Origin of the sequence: Saccharomonospora marina XMU15 (assembly GCF_000244955.1) — a bacterium.
Lineage (GTDB): Bacteria > Actinomycetota > Actinomycetes > Mycobacteriales > Pseudonocardiaceae > Saccharomonospora_A > Saccharomonospora_A marina.
In genome coordinates, this window is the sequence record NZ_CM001439.1 from 5669225 (window position 1) to 5687178 (window position 17954).

A 17954-nucleotide genomic window follows, 5' to 3' on the forward strand; every position below is an offset into this window, starting at 1 on the left:
CGCTGATGGCGGGCCGCCGCCCGATCCTGAACGCAGAACTCGCGGGCAGGAGCGGGGGACTCGCGGGGTTGGTCGCAGTTCATGGGTCTGCGGTTCGCACCACCACTTCGGGCTCGCTTCCCAGCCAGGCCGCCAGCAGCGGGAAGCGTTCCACCGGCCAGTCGCAGACCACCACGCGAACCGGGCGCCGCAACTGCTCGCGCAGCCGCCGGTGGAAGTCGGCCAACATGGCGAGGTCGAAAGGCGAACGGTCGGCCAGGAACAGCAGCACTCCCCGGTTGGTCACGGCCAGCAGCACGTGACGGTCCTCGGAGTCCGTTCGCGACACCCCATCGCGCCACGCGAACCAGAGCACCTCGCCGCGCACGGGGCCTCGCCTGGTGGCGGGCAGCCTGCCACCGGGCAGCTGCGAAAGCCGCGACCGCCGCAACCCCGCCAGCAGGTTCGGCTCGGTCACCAGACCCCACCGCGCGAGGTAGTGGCCGATGGTCGGCGAGCTCAACGTGATGCCGAACTGGCCGCTGACGAGCTCCGCGATCGCCCGCCGAGTCCACAGCCGGTGGGGCAGGCCCACCTCGTCGGGCGGGCTGCCGGTCACCGTCTTGAGCACCCATGCCTGCTGCCCGGCCGAGAGCGCCAGCTGCTCTCCAGGCCTTCGGCCGCGCTTGCGCGGTCGAAACGTTTCCTCGCCACCCGCCTGGTAGGCGCGCACCCAGGAACCGACCGCCTTGCGCGAGATACCGAGCATGCGAGCCACGTGTAACTGTGGGACTCCCGACTCGACAGCGGCGACCGCCTGCCTGCGTAGCCGTTCGAGAGCATCCGGGTGCAGGCTCCGCGCGTCCGCGGCGAGTGTGTGTGATTTGTCGGTCATGGCAGGCGTCGTCCTTTCCGTTGCGAAGCACCGCGCGGTCAGCGGGCACCGACCGGGATGCGCACGACGTCCTGGTCCACTTCGGACGTGCGCACCGCGACGGCCAGCTCCCACTGTCCTGGCATCGGGACAGTGGCCGCTGCCGCGATGAAGTGGCCCGGCGAGAAGTACCGAAGTTCCACGGGCAGCGGACCGACCGAACCGTCGGCAAGGCTCAACTCGGCGCTCAGTTGCTCGACGTCCATCGGCCTGCCCGCGGGGTCGAGCACCGACAGATGCACCTCGTTGCGGCCGACGGCACCCGGTGTGACGGTGACGGCAAGCCGGCCGCGGCCTCGCTCACCTCCCGCGTCGAACGGCACGATCTCGTTCACCGGTCCGGTGCGTTGCGGCACGGTCGGCGCGGCCCTCACCCGTTCCAGTTCCGCTCGTGCGGGCTCGACGCTCACCAGCGAGGCGGTGACACCGAGCACCACGGCGGCCAACGTGGTCTCGACGGCGACGAGCCTGCGGAACCGGCGGATCTCCTGTTCGGCAGGGCCCCGGCGGGCCCTGCGCTTGTCGGAGATGGTGACCACGGCGAACGCGTAGTGGCCGCGCACCCAGTTCCTTGCCAGCAGCCCGAAGGCCAGCAGCACCGCGATCACACCGATCTTGGTCACCAGCACGCCACCGTAGGTCGTACTCAGCAGTGCCGATGGGCTGCCGACCTGGCGCCAGGCCTGGTAGGCACCGGTAGCCGTCAACACGGCGACACACACCAGCGCGAGCCGGGAGAACCGGGGCATCGCCACGCGCATCCCGAGCACGTCGCCGGAACGCAGCAACACGGCGAGCAGCGCCACCAACCCACCCAGCCACACGGCCATCGCGAGCAGGTGCACGGTGTCCATAGGCACCGCCAGTGCGACCTGACCGCCCGTCGCACTGTGGTTGCCGAGACTGACGGTGAGCGCCAACGCGGTGCCCACCGCGAGGACGGCCCCGGCGCGCGCCGCCGCACTCGCCGGGTACTCCGTGGTGGGCGCCCGCCTGCCCAGGTAGTACAGCGCTGCGCTGAGCAGGGCCAGCATGCCGAGCCGCACCAGTAGCAGCACGCCCATTCGGCTGGACAGTGTCGAGCCGAGCGAGCCGCCGGTGTAGGCCGTGTACGCGGGCAGCGCGCCGACCGTCGCCACACCCAGGCTCGCCAGACCCACCCACAGCAGGCGCCGCACCCCCGTCCTCGCCGCGCCACCCGGCCAGCACACCGCCGCGAAGAACGCCGTGCCCACCAGCAGCGCGAGACCGGCGAAGGTCACCCACCGCGTGCCGCCGTACAGCACCGTCGCCTGCGTGCCCGCCCCGCCGCTCTGCCCGGTCGGCTGCTCGGAGGCGCCGCCGGTGACCTGCCCGACGCTGAACGACAGCGCACCCCGCACCGGGTGTGTGTCCGCCGAAACGACCCGGTAGGACACGGTGTGGGTGCCCCGGCGCAGCGATGGCAGGGTCACCGAAACCGCGTCGGCCCCGCTCGCCCTCGGTGTGGAGACACCGTCCACCTCCGAACCGTCCGGGCCGATGAGCCGCACCTGCGCCAGTCCGACGTCCACCGGCTCGCTGAACCGCAGCGTCACCTGTCTCGGCGGGTTCGCCAGCAGTTCCCAGTTCCCCGGCGTCGAATCGATCAGCACCGCGTGCGCGACGGCAGGGGGAGCCGCCGCGAGCGCGGTCACCACGATGATCCCGAGCGCGACGATCGCGCTCGCCAGCCTGCTCAGCACCGCGGACTCCCGTTACAGCCGCGCGGGTTCCTCGTGCCGCGACTTCTCGCGCGGCACGTCGTTCGGCTTCCTCCTGCCGAACACCACGCCAGCCAGCGCGGCCAGACCCGTGGCGAGTCCCGCGCCGCCGAGCACGAGCGCGGTCGCGTCCGCATCGGACTCCTCGGCCGCGTGAGCGGGTTGGGGATTAGCGACGGTCAGCGAGGGAGCGGGCCGGTCCGGCTCCGGCGCGCCCGGCTCCTCGAGATCGATCCAGCGGACCACCTCGCCGTCGGAGTAGGTCTGCAACGACTTGAACACCAGCGTGCTGCCCTGCTCGGGCAACGGGCCAAGCCGGACCGGGAACTCCTGGTACTGGTGGGGCGGGATCTGCCCGCCCTCCCACACGATGGAGCGCACGGCCTCACTCACCGTGCCGCCGTGGCCGTTGCTGATCGGGCTGTCAAGCCGCTCGCTGTTCACGGTGATCTTCCACCCCGGCACCGACTGCGGCGAGACGGAGGCAAGCGGCCTGTCGGCGGGGAACACGACCTCCAGCCGTACGGTCGAGCTGTCGTCACGCTCGTTGGGCACGCGGAACGCGACCGTGGCGCGCTCACCCGGCTGCGCGGTGTCCGGCGTGACGGAAACGTGTGCCGCGGCACCCGGTTGAGACAGAAAGGCACCTGCCACGCCGAGGGCTGCCACGAGCAGCGCGCCACGGGTTCCAAAACGACGATTCAGGGACATGGGACTCCTTGACTGGTTCTGTGAAGCGAGCCGCCGGTGGTGCGGTCGCCGATGCCACCGGCGACCGCACCGGCGGAACTAGCCGGTGACTCCCGGAATCGAGGGCAACTTCACCGTCGCAGGCTCGATGTTGGCGATCGTCACCATTCCCTCCATTCCGTTCGGTGTCTCGGAATGGGAGAAGATGTGGCAGTGGATCATCCACTTTCCTGGCCTGACCGGAACCCAGATCAGGTCGTAGGTCTGGCCGACACCGACGTTCAGCGTGTCCATCCGTTCCGGGATGGGCTTGCGGTGCCCGTCCTGAGCCACGACCTCGAAGTAGCCGCCGTGCAGGTGAATCGAGTGGATCATCTCCGGACCGGTCCCGATCAGCCGGATCCGGATCCGCTCGCCGACGTTGCCCCGCAACTGCGTCGTTCCCGGGAAGCTCTTGCCGTTGAAAACGAACCCGAGTGGACCGTCACCGATGATGATGCGGTAGTCGCGGTCGGCCGGAATGTCACCGAGAGCGGGCACGATCTCCAGCGACCCGTACAAGCCTCGGCCTTCCTGGTCGCCGTGCATGTGCGAGTGGTACCAGTGGGTGCCGGTACTGACGGCCTTCCATTCGTAGGTGTAGGTCTGGCCCGGCTCGATCGGAGCCTGAGTCAGGCCTGGCACGCCGTCCTGGTCGTTCGGCAGCACCATGCCGTGCCAGTGGATCGAGGTGTCCTGCGGCATGTCGTTCTTGACGACGAACCGCACCTTGTCGCCCTCGTTCACCCGGATCGTCGGTGCGGGAATGTGGCCGTTGATGGCCATGGCGTCGAACGTCCGGCCACCCGGTTTGGTCTGCCATTGCATGGGAGCGACGTTGAGATGGAACTCCTTGACGCCGTCCTTCATCTCCCACGCGGCCAGCGTGGTGCCATCACCGAGGTCCTGCTCGGCCTGCGAGGTCCGCACAGGCTGTGCTTCGGCCTGCGCGGGCCCGGAGGCAGGCAGTTCGGACGCCGCCTTGGGAAGTCCGGCTTCCTCCACCGCGACCTGTGACGGCGCGGACGAGGATGGCACCGCCACCCCGATCCCGGCCGCGCCGATCCCGAGAGCCGCACCGATGGCCACGAACCGAACAACCCGGCTCCCGCGGTCGTGAAACGTCGCGAGCAGTTCTCTCAGCCCAGCGCGCGAGCGTTCGGGAGAACTCATGATTCTCCTTTCTCTTCACAAGTTGGGGGCCACGCCCGGCGACCGTGCGCCGGGCGTGGCGGTTGGACGGCTACGAGCACTTGCTCCCGTAGTCGACCGGGTTGCGCTGGCGGCAGGTCAACTGGCTGTTGACCGCGTTGTCCGGCACGTTCTGGACCCAGCCGTTGTAGACGAGTGGGATGGGCAGCACGCCCATTCCCCCGAACCCGTCGAACTTGGTGATCTCGCCGTCTGTCTGGGTGTTCTCCTGGGAGTCCAGGACGAACTTGCCCGCGATCTTGGCGTCGGACGGATCACCGTCACCGTTCGGATCGGTGTCCACAATGGTCATTGCGTTACTGAACTTGCTCGCGACGTAGGCGTAGTAGCCGCCACCCTTCTTCGCTCCGAAGTTGATGCCGTGGCAGCCCGCATCACAGGGCAGGTACTTCACCGTCTCGTCGGTCTTCGGGTCGATCACCGTGATGTTCGACGTCAGGGTGTTCGCCACGAGGACCGCCGAGTTGTCCGGCGCGACCGGGATCTGGATCGGCAGCCCGCCGAAGGGGCCGGTGCCGCCCTTGACCGGGTCGTAGTTCGCCCACAAATCGATCGACTTGTAGTGGGTCTTCGTGCCGCCGTCGTCGCACATGTCCTGCGCTGTCAGCGAGATGCACGACACGGTTCCACCAAGGAAGTCCGCCACGTAGGCGGTCTTGTTCTCGGCGTCCATCCCTACGGCGATCGGCAGCTCGCCCGTTCGCTCCTGCCGCAGTTGCCCGGTCTGCAGGTCGATGATGCTGGAGTTGTAGGTGTTGACGTTCGGCGTCATGGTCACCGAGGCGTCACCGGCGGTCCAGAAGCCGTGCGGATGCGCGATCTTCGATCCCGGTTCCTGGGTGGCTAGCCTGCGGTCGATCCTGGTCGCTCCCGGGGACAGTTCCATGACCGCCGCCCCGCCGTTGATGGCGACGAGCACCTGGTCGGTGTCCGTTCTCGTCATCACGTGCGAGGGGTCGGGCCCCACTTCGATCTGCCTGACGAGCTCACCCGACTTTCTGTCGATGACGTTGAGTTGGTCGTCGAACCACTCGGTCTGGTAGATGTACTTCTCGTCCTTGTCGGTCCACATGTTGTGTGGGTTGTTCATGTCGATTCCGGGCAAGGACACCTTGCGATCGATCGTCCAGGTCTCGGTATTGACCTTGGTCGCGCTTCCGACCTTGGACTTCTCGGCGTACTCCTCCTTCTGCGTGTCGATCCAGACCTCGCCGACCCCGGGAACCGCGGGCTTCTTGCCAAGGGCGGGCAGGGTCTTGGGAGTGTCGAACTTCTGCTTTAGGAACAGGTCGAGCACCGGAATGAGCTGCGGCTTGCCTTCCTCGTCGTAGGTGAGGATCGGCACCGGTGGGTAGCTCGGGTTCCAGAGTTTCTCCTCGGTGTCGCTGAACTGCTGCCAGTTGGACGGCGCGGTGATGTTGAAGAACTTCTGCACCAGTTGCATCACCACGTCCGCGTTCGAAGGCACGCTCAGGTTCCTGCTGTTGACCCGCAACTTCTTGCCGAAGTCGAGACCGGGCGTGAGCGGGTCGTCGACGACGACCGCACCGAGCATGTACGGATGGATCTTGCAGGCGAACGCGTACAGGCCGGGCTCGGTGAGTTGCACGCTCTGCGTGCCGACCCACGCCCCGCCCTGGTCGAACGGGAAGCCCTTCGCGCCCTCCGGCCAGATCAGGCTCGTCGCGGTGTGTGCGGACTCGGCCGACGGCTTGGCCACGTTGAAGTTCACCGTGACGGGCAGGCTGATGTCGTTGCTCGCCCACGTGGTCAGGTTCTCGAGCAGGCCTTGCAGCTCGACACCGACCGGAAGATCCTCCAGTGAGACCGGAAGGTCCGCGGGCAGTTCGGACAGCTGCTCGAGCAACTGGCCGACGAGGTCGTTGACCTGACCGATGCGCGGATCTCCCACCGGCAGGATCTCGTTGACAGCCCCGAGCAGCTTGTCGAGATTCAACAGCTGCGCGGGATCGACGCCGAGGTCGCCGAGCCCGCCGACATCGGCGGGAAGCAGCGACTCCAGTTGCGGCATCCCGGTGTTCAGGACGCTGCCGAGGGAGCCGCCGAGCAGCCCGCCGTCACCGAGCAGCGGCAGGTTGTTCAGGTCCAGCAGCCCCGCCGAACCGAGCAGGCTGCCCAGATTGACCCTCGGCAACTCCGCCACCGCTAGCGAACGGGTACCGAAAAGGTTGAGATTCGTGTCGAACCATGCCCCGTTGTCGTCGGTAAGGTCGAAACTGATGGGCAGCGGCCCGACGCCGATGGGCGCACCGCCGGGTCCGCTCGGAACCTCCGGCTCGCCGGTTTGCGTTCCGGTCGGTGAAGAGGTCGGCGATTGCGTCGAACTCGGCGGCTGCGTTGAGCTCGACGGTGGCTGCGTCGTGCTCGGCGGTGCCGTCGTGGACGACGTCGGTGGCGGTGTCGTTGTCGGTTGAGTTGACGTCGGCGGGGGTGTGCCGCCCCCGCCGACGCTCACGGTCATGAACATGTCCGGATGAAACCGGCAGGTCAGCCGGTACTCTCCGGGGTTGTTGAACGTGTGGCTGAATGATCCGCCCGGTGGGATGTCCGGGGAGTTGATCTCGCTGCCGCCGGACTGCACGACACTGTGGACCGAGCCGTCGGTTTCGTTGTTGGTCCACGTGACCGTGTCGCCGGTGGCGATGCTCAGCGTGCCGGGAACGAACTGGAAATTCCGCTGCTCCACCGTGTGCGTGGCGGCCGAGGCCACCGGGCCGGCGAAGACGACACCCATGGCACTGAGCGCGAACACCGTTGTCGCGGCCAGGACACGTGATGCACGTAAGCGGGATTTCCGGTATCTACCGGACGAGAACATGCGCCGCAACTGCGGTGAGCGCATGAGCTTCCCTTCTTCTTGTCGTTGCTGTGCTGTCGGGTGCTGCGCGAATTGCCCAGCACAAAAAGGCGGCCCTCGGCCGCACGGGAAACGCACGAAACCCTCCCGGACTCGGCAGGCTACGACGGCGAGGTGCAGCCGGCTCTCGCGAGAGTGAACTGTTCGGGGTAGTCGATTCGGCTGTCGGTCGGTGTTCACGGAAAGCAAGTGGACTCATTACGGCGAGGATGTGTGTCTTACGCATCGCTCAACCGTTAAGTGCGCGTGACAAGACCTTCCGCGAAGATGTTCTCCGGAAGTGATCCCGGGGCGTTCGCTCCGGCCCACGGCCGGCGCCCGCAGCTGTTGAAGTTACCCGCCGCCGACCGCTCTCAGCCGTTCCACCAGCGAGTCCGCGCGTGGGGGCAGGTAACTTGATTGGCCACCCGATGTGGCCCCAGCGCTTGCGGTAGGAGTCCGACCGAACATTCCCCGCAGCCGAAGAACGGGTGCTCATTCGCTGGCGACCGGCGGTTGTTACGGCGGCGTGAAATGGGCAGGCAATTGATTCCCACAGCCCGTTTCGCGCCTTCTGGTCAACTCGACGGCGACGTGTCACTATGTCGTTGTCCGGCTTTTCGCCTCAATTCCAAGGTTCGCACAGCGGCGTTGTCGACACCTGAGAGAACGCCAAGAAAGTGAGAATCCATGACACCGGTCCGCGACGTCGATTCGCCACCGAGCCCGCATCCTCGACCGCAGCCCAAACCCGGCATCGCCAGACGTGTCGTGATGCGCACGTGGTGGATGCCGTGGCTGCTCGGCTCCGCCGTGCTCGCGGCGGGCACCGTGACCGTGATCCAGGTCGCGGCAGGGCCGCAAGCACCGAAGGACTGGGAAGACGTCCAGCTGCCCAGCAGTACCCACGAGGTCGTCTACGAGGTGGCGGGTAAGGGCACCTCCCCGGAGATCAAGTTCGTCGTGGACGGCATCGCGGCCACCGAGACCCTCACCGACGTGGAACTGCCATGGAGCAAGGAGTTCACCCTCGAAGTGGGACCCGGGCTGGGAGTCGTGCAGGTCATGGCCTCCAACACCGGCGAGGCCGACTCCATCTCCTGCGCCGTCCGCGTCGACGGCAACGTCGTGCACCAGGCGAGCGCACCCGGCGAGTTCTCGGCGGTGTCGTGCTCCTCGGTAATCCGCCCCTGACAGCCTTTCGAGGAGGAGTCGATGCGTATCCGGCGCTTGCTGGCAGCCGTCACGCTGGCGGTGTCGGCGGTCCTCGGTACCCAGTCGTTGCCGGGCATACCCGCCGCGGCTGCGATGGCCGCGCCGGGACTACTGATCGCCGACAGTTGCGTCACCACCGTCGGCGGCACGCCGGGGCAGCGGGTGCTGCTGGATCCGGGCGCGCTCACCGATCCGATCGCGGACGTGCTGGCAGGGCTTGACCCCCTTGGCACACTCGTGCCCGCGTTCCGGTCCACATGGGACTCCTTGCCACCGATTCCACTCGGGACCGTTCCCACCGGGGGTACGGTGTTCTCAGGTGCCCACATCGCCGACGCCGCCGTGGGCAGGCTCAGCGAGCTGCCGCTGCTCGGCGGCGTGGTCGACGCGCTGACTCCGACCGTGCGCTCCGTGCTCAAACTGACCTGCTCGCTCGTCGTGCGGGACACGACACCGAAGCCCGCGCCGCCGCCGGATTCGTCGCCACCCGCGGAACCGGAGCCGGGACCGCCGCCGGACGCACAACCTCCGGACACGCAGCCGCCGGGCGCGGGTCCGCCCGGCGCGGTGCCGCCCCCACAATCCTCGCCGGAGTACTCGATCACCGACGAACCACCGCGACTCGACGTTCCCGCGATCGGCATTCCACCCGAAGGCATCGCGTTCAACTACGGCGGAAACTCGGTGCCGCAGTTCGGGATTCTGGGCGCCGACGCCTCGCTGCTGAACTCACCGCGAGCGGCGGGCTCGGCGCAGGCACTACCGGCCGAAAGCGACCCGCTGCGGCGGCCGCTGCTGCTGGCGGTGCTGCTGCTCGCGCTCGTGGCCACGCAGCTGGTCAGGACCTGGGTGCTGCGGGCACGTCCGTGAACCGGAGCTGCCGCGGCCCGCTCACGGCAGCCGACTCACAGCAGCCGGGGCACCACGAACCACAACACGGCGAACAGCACGCCGACGAGACCGCCCAGCACGATCATGGCGATCGGGCCGTAGACCACCTTGCCGATCAACGCCACGGTGAGGGTGACCGCCACGGCCAGGCACGCCAAGCCCGCGATGACCACCTTGTTGCCGACCCGCAGGATGGCGGTGCGCCTGCCCGCACGGAACAGCAGCCGGTGCCAGACCGCGGGCGCGGTCAGCAGCGCGGTGGCCGAGGCGGTGACCAGCACGGTGACCAGGTGCAGGCCCTTCTCGAACCCGCTGGCCTGCCGGAACGTGCCGGTGAAGACGACCGCGAGCAGGAAACCGAACAGGATCTGCACACCGGCCTGTGCCACCCGCAACTCGCCGAGCAGTTCGTTCACGTTGCGGGCAAGGCGCTTGTGGCGTGGCTCATCGGTGTCGTTCACGGCGACACACCCACCCTTCGCGGCTCGACCACCACAGCGGTTTGCCCTCCTCGTTCGTGCCAGCCCAACCCCGTGACGGCGGCGACCACCACGATCAGCCCGATCCACTGGGTGACCGAAAGAGTCGCGCCCAACACCGTCACGCTCACCAGGGCTGCCGTCACCGGGAAGGCCAGCTCGGCCAGTGTGGCGCGGGCCGCGGGGGTCGCCCGCATGCCGACGTAGTACAGGCTCAGTGCGAGCAGCCCGGGAACCAGCGCCAACAACGCCACACCGATCGCGTTGCTCCAACCCACCGCGAACGGGTTCCCCTGCACAGCCACCACAATCGCGGCGAACGGCAGGCCGATCGAGAACCGCAACGCGGTGACCTCGGCCGGGCGCAGCCTCGCCGAGACCAGCCTGGCGAGCACGGTGCCCGCCGCCCACAGCGCCGCCGCGCCGAGCGCCAGTAACGCGGTGCGAGCGGCGGCGACCTCGACGTCCAGCGGATCGGCGAATGCCAGCAGCCAGGCACCGAGCAGCGCGGGCAGTGCGAACAGCAGGTAGCCGCCGCGCAGCCGCTCACCGAGCAGCAGGAAGGCCGCAAGCATGGCGAACAGCGGTTGCAGCTTCTGCAGCACCAGCGGCGTCACCGGATCACCGCTTTGGAAGGCCGCGGTGAACAGGGCGGTCGCCAGCGCCGAAGAGCCGCCACCGATCACCACCACGGCGACCCATTCCCGGGGTCCACACGCGAGCAGGGCGCGTACCGCCCTCGGCAGCAGCGGCAACAGCACGGCAACGACGAGCAGGTGCTCGGCGAACACCACGGTCGCGGCGGGCAACGCGTCGGCCAGCGGCAGCCGCAACAATCCGTCCGTGCCCCACAGCGCGGCCGCGACGGCCACCAGCCATGTCCGGTCGGGTCGCGCCGACCCCTCAAGGTGTGCCGTTGTCACGCGTTCAGGCTACGAGGCCCCACCTGGCGAACAGCCGCGCGTATCAGCCATTGGAATAACTCCACAGAGTGATCCGGTTGCGGACCGTCTCCGACTCTGGTTAGCACGACATATGCGACCCCGAAATCTTCCGACCCTGCTGTTCACCACCGCCGCCGTCTCGGCGGCCGTACTCACCGGCGCGCAGGGCGCCATCGCCGCGCCGGAATCCGACGACGCCGAGGTCAGAATCGTCAAGGGCACCTTCGAGGCGTACAGCCTCGATGCGACCGCCGTGACCTACTACCCGACGCTCGTGCCCCCTGGAGCCGAAGCGGGCGTGGTGTCCGCCTCGCAGTCGATGACCGCAACGGTGACCAAGCTCGCCGTCTCCGGTCTCGTGCCGAACCGGGCGTACGGAGCGCACGTGCACACCGACCCGTGCGGCCCGACCGGGGCCGACGCGGGCCCGCACTACCAGAACGCGCCGGACCCGAATCCACCGTCGACCGATCCCGCCTACGCCAACCCCGACAACGAGATCTGGCTGGACTTCACCACCGACAGCGAGGGCTTTGCGAGCGCGGTGTCCGAGGTGGACTGGGTGTTCCAGGACCCGAGGCCGAGGTCAGTCGTGATCCACGAGCGGCACACCTCGACCGGTGCGGGAGTGGCAGGCGAGGCCGGTGCGAGGCTGGCCTGCGTCAACGTCAACTTCTGAGCTGCGCTACTCGGCCGAGGCGGCGTCGTAGCGGGCCCTCGCGCGCGCGATGTCGGGGCGGTGCCGCTCGGCCCAGTCGACGAGCGAGAGCAGGGTCTGGCGCAACTCCCGAGCCATGTCGGTGAGTTCGTACTCGACTTTGGGTGGCACGGTCGGGTAAACCGTGCGGCGCAGCAGGCCGTCGCGTTCCAGCTTGCGCAGCGTCAGCGTGAGCATCCGGCGGCTGATGCCCGCGATCGCGCGCTCCAACTCGGTGAACCGCACCGGACCGTGCGCGGCGGCCACGAGTACACCGATGCTCCACTTGCCGCCGACGCGGTCGAGCACTTCGGTGACCGGGCACGCCTCGGTCTCGATGACCTGCGCAGGTACACCGGTGTGACTCCGGGACATAGAAGTGCCTCCTTCCACGGAAGGTGATGGTCACACATCATGGTCTCCGTTACAAGTCGTGCACTTAGAGGCTTTCAGGAGACCGTGATGCTTCACTCCCGCCGGCTCGCGCTGGCCGTGCTCTGCACGGGCGCACTCATGGCGATCGTCGACGAGACCATCGTGGCCGTCTCACTTCCCGCCATCCAGCGTGACCTCGGCTTTTCCAAGGCGGGCCTGGCCTGGGTCACCGGCGCCTACCTGATCGCCTTCGCAGGCCTGCTCCTGCTGAGCGGGCGACTGGGCGACCTCGTGGGGCGCAAACGAGTGTTCCTCTCCGGTCTCGCGGTGTTCACCGTCGCCTCCGCGATGTGCGGCCTGGCATGGAACGCGCAGGCGCTTGTGGTGGCGCGGTTCGCGCAGGGCGTCGGCGGCGCGGCGTTGACGGCGGTCATCCTCGGCATGATCGTCACGCTGTTCCCACAACCTGCCGACCGAGCAAGAGCGATCGGCGCGTTCAGCTTCGTGCAGGCATCAGGCGGCACCATCGGCACGCTCGCGGGTGGACTGATCACGCAGGTGGCGAGCTGGCACTGGATCTTCTTCCTCAACGTGCCGATCGGGATCATCGCCGTGCTCCTCGCCTGCCGGTTGCTAGCCACCGAACCCGGACTCGGCCTCGACAAGGGCGCCGACATCGCGGGTGCGGCACTGGTGACCGCGTCTCTGATGGCCGGGATCTACACGATCATCCGGGTTGAAGAGGTCGGCTGGGCGTCCGCCCACACCGCGGGCTTCGGGGCGCTGTCGCTGCTGCTGCTGGCGGCCTTCGTGCTCCGGCAGGTCACCGCGGCAGATCCGTTGCTGACGCCCCGGCTGCTGCGCTCCCGGCCGGTGCTCGGTGCGAACGCCGTGCTGTTCCTGCTGGTGGCAAGCATGTTCGGGTTCATGTTCGTCACCGTGCTGAACCTGCGTAACGTGCTCGGATTCAGCCCGAGGGACACCGGTTTCGCCGTGGCACCCGTGGCGGTCGCGATCGCCGTCGTGTCGCTTTCGGTGGCACCCAGGCTGAACGTGCGGTTCGGCGAACGGCGGGTGTTGCCCGCCGGGCTGGTGGTGATCTCAAGCGCGCTCGGACTACTCGGCCTCGCACCCGCCGACGCCGAGTACCCCACCCAGGTGCTACCCGCGCTGCTGCTGCTGGGCATCGGCTTCGGCGCCGCGATGCCCGCGCTGCTGGCGCTCGGCATGTCCGGTGCCGAGCCGAAGGACTCCGGGTTGGCATCCGGGCTGTTCAACACGACGCAACAACTCGGGGCCGCGCTCGGCCTGTCGGTGCTGCTCGTGCTCGCGGCGACGAGGGCGGACCGGCTCATGGCGGACGGCGCGACAACGACCGCCGCGCTGCTGGCCGGATACCAACTGGTTTATCGCGTCGCGGCGGCGACCGTGCTACTCGCCCTGCTGATCACGGTGACGATGCTGCGCGGCTTCCGACGCCGTACTCGGCAACCCGCCGCCGCCGCATCATGATCCGGCGGTGGCAGGCAAGTTCGACGCGGCCGCGAACAACCTCGGTCCGGCGTCGAGCGTCAGCCGCACGGAGCCTCCTTCGAAGGGATCATCGTGCGGAGCATGCCCCACCGGCCGAAGTCGCAATGGATCGCGGGAGGTATCGCCGCCGCCTGCCTGCTGTGGGGCGCCCTCGGCTGGGGCCTGCAGCTGACGACCGTGCTTGCCGGGTGCGAGGACGGGCTCGGCAATCCGGGCATCTCCGGACGGTTGACCTGGGAATACTGTGCACTGCCGGGCGAAAGGCCACTGGTCGAGCTGCCCTGGCATGCTGACCTGTGGCTGACCATGCTGCTCGTGGCGAGCCTGCTCCTCGTAATCGCCGCCATGCTGTCGCCTCGGGCATCGATCCGTGCGGGCGCGCTCGCCGCGATCGCGGTACCCGCGTCGCTGATGGCGGTGCTGTCGATGGGTGTCCGGCTGCGTCGGCGGGGGGACGGCGGGGAACTGTTCGACTACTTCGTGGGCCACAGCGGCGGCGGCGCGGCGCGGTCGGTGCCCGGCGGGTGGGAACTGAGCGCGTCGCCCTGGCAGCAGATCGCCATCCCGGACGTCGGGCTGGAAGTGCTCGGCATCGGACTCATCGGCAGTGTGGCGGTGCTGACGCTCGTGCTGCTACTGGCGAGAGACGCCCGCGGGCGCCCGGTGTGACCGAGCCCTCCCCTCGCCCCCGGCGCGATCGTTGAACAGTCGGCTCATCGGACACAATGGGAGAGTGACCGCGCCCGCCACCAAGCCCGCACTGAAGATCGGCCGCTACGCCGTCGATCCTCCCGTCGTGCTGGCGCCCATGGCAGGCATCACCAACATCGCGTTTCGCAGGCTGTGCCGCGAGTACGGTGCCGGCCTCTACGTCTGCGAGATGATCACCGCGCGAGCCGTCGTGGAACGCCACCCCGGCACGATGCACATGATGAGCTTCGACAAGGGTGAATACCCGCGATCGATGCAGCTCTACGGCGTCGACCCGGCCACGATGGCCGAAGCCGTCAAGATCATCGTCGGCGAGGGGCTCGCCGACCACATCGACGCCAACTTCGGCTGCCCCGTCGCGAAGGTGACGCGCAAGGGCGGCGGCGCGGCACTGCCGTACAAGCGCAAGCTGTTCTCCCGTATCGTCGCCGCCTCGGCGAAGGCAGCCGACGAGGCGGGGGTGCCGTTCACAGTCAAGTTCCGTGTCGGCATCGACGACGAGCACCACACCTACCTCGACGCCGGGCGCATCGCGGAGGCGGAAGGCGCGGCCGCGGTGGCGCTGCACGCCCGCACCGCCGCGCAGCGCTATTCCGGTAACGCCGACTGGTCCCACATCGCCCGCCTGAAGGAGGCAGTCCAGACCATCCCGGTGCTGGGCAACGGCGACATCTTCAGCGCCGACGACGCGCTGCGGATGGTCGACGAAACCGGCTGCGACGGCGTCGTCGTCGGCAGGGGCTGCCTCGGCAGGCCATGGCTGTTCGGCGAACTCGAGGCCGCCTTCAGCGGCAGGCCCGTTCCGGAAGGGCCCACACTGGGCGAGGTGGCGCGGGTGCTGCGCAGGCATGCGGAGCTGCTCGTGCAGCACGACGGGCACAGCAAGGCCATGCGCGACCTGCGCAAGCACATGGCCTGGTACTTCATGGGCTTCCCGGTCGGCTCCGAGTTGCGCAGGCGGTTCGCCATGGTGTCCTCGCTGCACGAACTGGACGAGCTGATCGCCCAACTCGACAGTGACGTCCCGTTCCCCACCGACGCGCTGGGCCCACGAGGCAGGCAAGGGTCGCCGGGGAAGGTGACGTTGCCGCACGGCTGGCTCGCCGACCCCGACGACCCCCGCGTGCCGGAGGGCGCCGACCTGATGCACTCAGGTGGCTAGCCGAAACGCCAGCTCGGTCTCCCACTTGTCGCGGTCGGGCTCAACGCGCGGGTCGGTCTTGAACCACTCGAGGCGACACCCCCAGCGCTCGCCTCGCTCGGTGCGTTCCATGTCCCACTCCAGGCGCCGCTCCGCTGCCCAGCCCAGCAGCGCTTCGATGGTCCCGAACAGCCTGTCCGGATGACCGACATGGGTGATGGTCGCGTACCTGCCCGCGGGCAACACGCCGCCGCGCACCCCGTCGCCGCCTTCGACCGCTGCCCGCACCGGCACACCGGCTTCCACCTCGAGTTCCCGTTCGACATCGATGAGGTAGTAGCGGAAGAACGGCGGGCCCGCGGGTGCGATGCCGCGTTCGCCGAGCCAGGCGAAGATCTCCGGGATGCGGTCGGCGACCCGCGCGAACGAGGTCATCGTGATCGTCGCCCGCACACCGACGTACGGCTGCTCGGCACGGTCACGCACCGTGGGTTCGACACTCATACCGACACTCATACTCAGCCTCCTGTCGTATCGGATGTGCCCGTGGAGAACGGCACACCACTGATACGAGCCTGCGCCCGGAAACTCATCGGCAAGCCGAACAACTCGAACAGCCGGGCGCCCAGATACGTGGTGGTCGCGCCGATGAGGTCGCCGACAACGTCCACGACGACCAGCGCGAACGGTTCGCCGTCGCGGTACTGGGCGAAGGCGGGAGCACCGTTGGCCACGGTGGGGAGCAACCGTGCGCCCTCGCACGGCTTGTCGGCTTCCGCGGCCAGCAACACCTGGCGGATGTGCTGCCTTCCCCGCAACCACCAGGTGAACGGCGGCATCGACATCGTCGCGTCCTCGTGCAGCAGCGCCGTCAGTGCCGCCACGTCGTAGTTCTCGAACGCCTCGAGGTAGCGAGCGAGCAACTGGCGTTCCTCGGTGGCCGCGGGCTCACGAAGCGGGCGGGCTTGCCGACTCGCCATCGTCGAACGCGCCCGCTGCAGTGCGCTGTTGACCGCGGCGACGGTGCAGCCGAGCAGGCCCGACACCTCCTCGGCATGCCAGCGCAGCACGTCTCGCAGGATGAGGACCGCGCGCTGCCGAGGCGGCAGGTGCTGCAGTGCGGCCACGAACGCCAGCCGAACGCTCGCCCGCAGCGCCGCCAGTTCGGCGGGGTCGCCGTGAGCAGGCAGTACGTGGGCGTCCGGAACCGGCTGAACCCACCTGTGTTCCGGCAGCGGCTGCCCCAGCCGCGCTCCGGGCTCGGCCGCAGGGCCGAGATCCATCGCGAGTGCCCGGCGTCGTGCACCGCGGAGCATGTCGAGGCACACGTTGGTGGCGATGGCGTAGAGCCAGGTACGGAGGCTGCCTCGATCACTGTCGAAACCGTCCCGGTTGCGCCACGCGCGCAGCATCGTCTCCTGCACCGCGTCCTCGGCTTCGAACCCGCAGCCCAGCATCCGGTAGCAGTAGCCGCGCAACTCGACCCGATACGTCTCGGCCTGTTCGAGGCCGCCACCGGTCCCCATGAACCGCAATGATGCACCGGTTTCCACACCCGACCGCCAGTCGAGAGTCAGGCGTCGCAGTGCGTGCCGTTAACCACACTTTCCGTGCCCGTCTCGTTGGTCCATGCCCGTGATGGGTAGGCTGCGGCACCACTCAGGTGTCCCTGAGCAGGTGTCGGAACAACTCTGCGTAAAAAAGTGTCGCCGCGATATCGTCACGAACGGCGTATATCCGTACGATAACGAACGCTGCCCACGCAGCGATCAAGTAGCAGATGGCGCGCCGAGTGGCGTGACCGGCGAGTGTGAAGGGAGAGTGCGTGTCCGACGACCACGACGCTCCCGGTATCACTCCCCAGGCAGCGAAATGGCGGGCACAGGCCCAGCTCAATCGCAAGAACGCCGAGCGAAGGCGCAGGCGCTCGCTCGACACACAGGGTGGAATCAGCGTCTCCGAGGTTGTGGCCAGACACACCGGCCAACGGCCTCGTTTCCAGACCGCCGAGCGTCCGGCACCGCCCAGACAGCAGGGCAGACCGCCTGAACCCAAGGCGGCGGAGGCGCAGGCGGCACCACCGGCGCGGCCCCGTCGCCAGGCCCCTTCGCGGCCGAGGGAGGATCCCCCGCCTCCACCGGTGGCGCCGAGCCGAGAACCCATGGGTTCGGGACCGTTCCCCCGACAGTCCCCACGCCCGCAGGCCACGCCACCACCGCCGAGAAGGCAACCCCCGCCCCGCCCCGAAGCTCCCCGACCCGAACAATTTCGTGCGGAACCACAACGGCTGGAACCGGCACGACCGGAGCCACCACGTCCGCAACAGGCCCCCCAACAGGCACAGCCGCCACACCGTGTCGAACCGCTGCGGCCGGAACCACCACGGATGGAGCCACCGCTCGTCGAGCGGTCACGGCCTGAGTTCGCGAGGGTGGAGCCACCGCCGCGCGTCGAGCAACACAGGTCGCTGCCCAGGCCAGGGCAGCCGCCGGTGGAGCCACCGCGCCGACCACCC

16 protein-coding genes are annotated in these 17954 nt (G+C 68.5%); 6 read left to right on the forward strand and 10 right to left on the reverse strand.

Translation table 11 applies throughout. The features are described 5' to 3' along the window. Nucleotides 1-79 precede the first annotated feature (79 nt). From SACMADRAFT_RS26830 to SACMADRAFT_RS26850, 5 genes are all read right to left on the reverse strand, one after another. Entirely contained in the window at nucleotides 80-874 is a 795-nt protein-coding gene (locus tag SACMADRAFT_RS26830; protein WP_009156974.1) for a helix-turn-helix domain-containing protein, read from the reverse strand. Nucleotides 875-912: 38 nt separating this feature from the next. Then, nucleotides 913-2637, reverse strand: a complete 1725-nt coding sequence (locus tag SACMADRAFT_RS26835) for a copper resistance CopC/CopD family protein (protein ID WP_009156975.1) — start codon at nucleotides 2635-2637, stop codon at nucleotides 913-915. Between the two features lie 12 nt (nucleotides 2638-2649). Next, a complete protein-coding gene (locus SACMADRAFT_RS26840; protein WP_009156976.1) occupies nucleotides 2650-3366 on the reverse strand; it encodes a YcnI family copper-binding membrane protein in 717 nt (238 codons plus the stop codon). Between the two features lie 78 nt (nucleotides 3367-3444). Further along, on the reverse strand, nucleotides 3445-4557 hold the full coding sequence (locus SACMADRAFT_RS26845) for a multicopper oxidase family protein (RefSeq protein WP_009156977.1): 1113 nt from the start codon (nucleotides 4555-4557) through the stop codon (nucleotides 3445-3447). A 70-nt stretch (nucleotides 4558-4627) separates the two neighbouring features. After that, nucleotides 4628-7459, reverse strand: a complete 2832-nt coding sequence (locus SACMADRAFT_RS26850; RefSeq protein WP_009156978.1) for a plastocyanin/azurin family copper-binding protein — start codon at nucleotides 7457-7459, stop codon at nucleotides 4628-4630. A 684-nt stretch (nucleotides 7460-8143) separates the two neighbouring features. On the opposite strand from SACMADRAFT_RS26850, the gene SACMADRAFT_RS26855 reads away from it, so the two are divergent. Together SACMADRAFT_RS26855 and SACMADRAFT_RS26860 are read left to right on the forward strand one after the other, a co-directional pair. Then, nucleotides 8144-8647: an MmpS family transport accessory protein gene (locus SACMADRAFT_RS26855; RefSeq protein ID WP_009156979.1), complete on the forward strand. Its 504-nt coding sequence runs from the start codon at nucleotides 8144-8146 to the stop codon at nucleotides 8645-8647. Nucleotides 8648-8668: 21 nt separating this feature from the next. Continuing rightward, nucleotides 8669-9538 carry a hypothetical protein gene (locus tag SACMADRAFT_RS26860; protein ID WP_009156980.1) on the forward strand — a complete coding sequence of 290 codons (870 nt, stop codon included), beginning with the start codon at nucleotides 8669-8671 and terminating at the stop codon, nucleotides 9536-9538. A gap of 35 nt (nucleotides 9539-9573) precedes the next feature. On the opposite strand, the gene SACMADRAFT_RS26865 is transcribed toward SACMADRAFT_RS26860, so the two are convergent. Next, the gene (locus SACMADRAFT_RS26865; protein WP_009156981.1) at nucleotides 9574-10020 is read right to left on the reverse strand and encodes a DUF6328 family protein; all 447 of its coding nucleotides are present in this window, start codon (nucleotides 10018-10020) and stop codon (nucleotides 9574-9576) included. Beyond that, complete coding sequence (locus tag SACMADRAFT_RS26870; protein ID WP_009156982.1) at nucleotides 10017-10910, reverse strand: DMT family transporter; 894 nt, start codon at nucleotides 10908-10910, stop codon at nucleotides 10017-10019. Before SACMADRAFT_RS26870 ends, SACMADRAFT_RS26865 begins: the two co-directional genes overlap by 4 nt. Before the next feature lie 163 nt (nucleotides 10911-11073). Here SACMADRAFT_RS26870 and SACMADRAFT_RS26875 point away from each other — a divergent pair, with 163 nt between their 5' ends. Then, entirely contained in the window at nucleotides 11074-11661 is a 588-nt protein-coding gene (locus SACMADRAFT_RS26875; protein WP_009156983.1) for a superoxide dismutase family protein, read from the forward strand. A 6-nt stretch (nucleotides 11662-11667) separates the two neighbouring features. On the opposite strand, the gene SACMADRAFT_RS26880 is transcribed toward SACMADRAFT_RS26875, so the two are convergent. Next, the gene (locus tag SACMADRAFT_RS26880) at nucleotides 11668-12054 is read right to left on the reverse strand and encodes a winged helix-turn-helix transcriptional regulator (RefSeq protein WP_009156984.1); all 387 of its coding nucleotides are present in this window, start codon (nucleotides 12052-12054) and stop codon (nucleotides 11668-11670) included. Between the two features lie 87 nt (nucleotides 12055-12141). Between SACMADRAFT_RS26880 and SACMADRAFT_RS26885 the strand changes: the two genes are divergently transcribed. From SACMADRAFT_RS26885 to dusB, 3 genes are all read left to right on the forward strand, one after another. Further along, nucleotides 12142-13566 (forward strand): MFS transporter, encoded by a 1425-nt coding sequence (locus SACMADRAFT_RS26885; protein ID WP_009156985.1) that lies wholly within the window; start codon nucleotides 12142-12144, stop codon nucleotides 13564-13566. A 102-nt stretch (nucleotides 13567-13668) separates the two neighbouring features. Further along, nucleotides 13669-14256 carry a hypothetical protein gene (locus SACMADRAFT_RS26890; protein ID WP_009156986.1) on the forward strand — a complete coding sequence of 196 codons (588 nt, stop codon included), beginning with the start codon at nucleotides 13669-13671 and terminating at the stop codon, nucleotides 14254-14256. A gap of 64 nt (nucleotides 14257-14320) precedes the next feature. Further along, on the forward strand, nucleotides 14321-15460 hold the full coding sequence (gene dusB / locus SACMADRAFT_RS26895) for a tRNA dihydrouridine synthase DusB (protein WP_009156987.1): 1140 nt from the start codon (nucleotides 14321-14323) through the stop codon (nucleotides 15458-15460). Here dusB and SACMADRAFT_RS26900 read toward each other — a convergent pair. Together SACMADRAFT_RS26900 and SACMADRAFT_RS26905 are read right to left on the reverse strand one after the other, a co-directional pair. Next, nucleotides 15449-15955, reverse strand: a complete 507-nt coding sequence (locus tag SACMADRAFT_RS26900) for a GyrI-like domain-containing protein (protein ID WP_009156988.1) — start codon at nucleotides 15953-15955, stop codon at nucleotides 15449-15451. The two genes, dusB and SACMADRAFT_RS26900, sit on opposite strands and share 12 nt — an antisense overlap. 2 nt (nucleotides 15956-15957) lie before the next feature. Next, on the reverse strand, nucleotides 15958-16965 hold the full coding sequence (locus SACMADRAFT_RS26905) for a sigma-70 family RNA polymerase sigma factor (RefSeq protein ID WP_009156989.1): 1008 nt from the start codon (nucleotides 16963-16965) through the stop codon (nucleotides 15958-15960). Between the last annotated feature and the right edge of the window lie 989 nt (nucleotides 16966-17954).